Annotated in this window: 1 protein-coding gene; it reads right to left on the minus strand. The window is 34.5% G+C overall.

Annotated features, from left to right (window positions below; all coding sequences use genetic code 11):
- Positions 1–113: 113 nt before the first annotated feature.
- The coding region (locus ENL20_07720) for a PAS domain S-box protein (protein ID HHE38448.1) at positions 114–2,485 on the minus strand (2,372 nt) is incomplete at its 5' end.

Genomic DNA, 2,485 nt, shown 5'->3' on the forward strand with positions numbered 1-2,485 from the left:
AATTATTTCTCTAATCATTTTTACCTTATTTCTACTAACTAATAAAAAATATCATTCACATTATTGTCAAATTAAAATTGCAATAATATTGTAATAATATATTTTAAAGAATTTTATTCTTCTTTTAAAAATTTAAACCTCTTTTCTTTAAACAATTTCAAACAAACATCAACAATCTCTGCTTCATAAAGAATTCCCCTGTTTCTAGTAAGTTCGTTCAAAGCAATGTCAATCCCGAATGCAGGTCTATATGGTCGGTTAGAAGAATAAGCTTCGATAAAATCCGCAATATTTATGATCTTTGCTTCCAACATCATTTCTTTTCCGATTATTCCTTTCGGATAACCGGAGCCATCGATCCTTTCGTGATGCTGCAAGACAATTTCAGCAACAGGCCAGGGAAATTCTATTTTTTTTAGAATATCATAACCTGCCTGAGAATGCATTTTGATAAGTTCAAATTCTACTTCTGTCAGTTTTCCCGGTTTGCTGAGAATTTCAGCAGGAACATAGATCTTACCAATATCATGAACAAGAGATGCAAACCTGATACTTTCAATTTGCTCTGGAGGAAGTTCCATATCCGTTGCTATCGCAACAGCCAGTTTCGCAACTCTTCTCTGATGACCTGCTGTATATGGATCCCGAATCTCGACTGCTGAGATCAACCCATTGATGGTTTCTTCGAGCAGTTTCTGTAATTTTTGAACACCATGTCTTCTTTCTTCCTCAACCGCAATTGCTGAAGCAAGAACTCCCATCAGCCATTCATCCTTTTTATCCGGAATAAAATCTTTTTGATAAACAACACATAACGAACCTTGATATTCATTTCCAAATTTAACAGCTCTTCCAATATATGTTTCTAAACTGTAAGGTTTTACATTTGGATCGGTTAAATAATAATCGGTTTTCGGTAAATGACGAACAATCAACAGGTCATCTTCTGCTCTCTTAATAACATCATAACAAATATGTCCATCAGGTTTATCGAGAGGATTATAATCAGGTGGTGTATTCCACTGTCCGGCAGAATAGAGGAGGTGTTCTTGAAGACAATTATAAAGGGCACAAGTTGCTCCCATTAATTCGCCGCAAACAGCTACGATACGATTGATATTTTCATCAGGATCAGTAGTATAATTAAGAAAACATTCATTTAATTTGGCAAGTCTTTGTTCAATCCTGATTCTTTCTGTCAAATCTACATCTATACAGAATAATTCAAATTTATGATCAGGTTGTTTAATGGCTGTATGACTGGAAAATACCGGAACAAGGGATCCGTCTTTTCGCATCAAATTCATTTCCGATGCAGCTGGCATTTCTCCGGTTTCTGCTCCATGTTTGATGATTTCTTTAACATCCTTTCTCATTTCAGGTGGAATAATAAGTTCGATCAAATTTTTTCCGATTGCTTCCTCGGTTTTATATCCATAGACTAATTCATTAGCTCTGTTCCAATAATTAATTGTACCTTCTGAATCATATCCCTGAACAGCTACATTGGGAAGATTTTCAAAGAGTTTTCTGAATCGTGATTCACTTTCTATAAGTGCCTCTTCATTCCTTTTGCGATCGATGGCAAAAGCGATTTGATCGGAAACAAACTCAAGTAGTTTCAGATCATTTCTGGAATAAACTGATTCATCTTCATAACTCTGAACGACGATTGCTCCAATTATTTTATCTTTTATCTTTAAGGGAACACCTATCCAGATCTTGCTTTTCCAATCACTTTTTCTGATCTTACCTTCCTGAACCAACCTGTTTCTTAATTCTTCCGTCAGAAAAATCGATTTTTTATTTCTGATAACATACGCAGTCAGTCCGTCATTTTTGATCAGAGTATGTTGTTTGAGAGTTTTTATTTGATCAATATGATAAGAAACCGTGATCCGATCTGATTCTTTATCATATAACGCAATGAAAAAATTCCCTGCATAAATTATCGATTTAAGTTCATGATGAATGATTTTATAAAGTTCATCGAGATTTTTTGCCGTATTTGTAGCATTGGAAATATTGTAGATAACTTTCTGGATTTTCTGCTCTTTCATCCTTTTGCTAATATCTCGAACAATCATCAATAATGCTTTCTTGCCGGTAAATTGGATGATATTGGCATGAATTTCAACAGGAATTTTCTGTCCTTCCGGAGTGAGAGAATAACCTTCATAAAATGATATTTTTCCTGTTATCCATTTCCTGAAGTCATTTTTTATTTCTTTCCTCTTCTCTTCCGGAACCAGTTCCAGGACATTCTTGCCGATCAATTCATCCCGTGTCATTCTATTCAATTTACAAGCAGCAGGATTAGCATCTAAAACATATCCTTGAAAATCTTCTACAAAAATAGCATCGGGTGATTTCTCAAAAAGGATTCGAAATCGTTCGTCTGTACTGGACAAGGTCGGATTAGAAGGTAATAGTTCATTTCTTTTTATTTGTTTTTGAAGTTCTTTGATTTTATTGATTAAATCGG

It is taken from the genome of Candidatus Cloacimonadota bacterium (assembly GCA_011372345.1).
Lineage (GTDB): Bacteria > Cloacimonadota > Cloacimonadia > Cloacimonadales > TCS61 > DRTC01.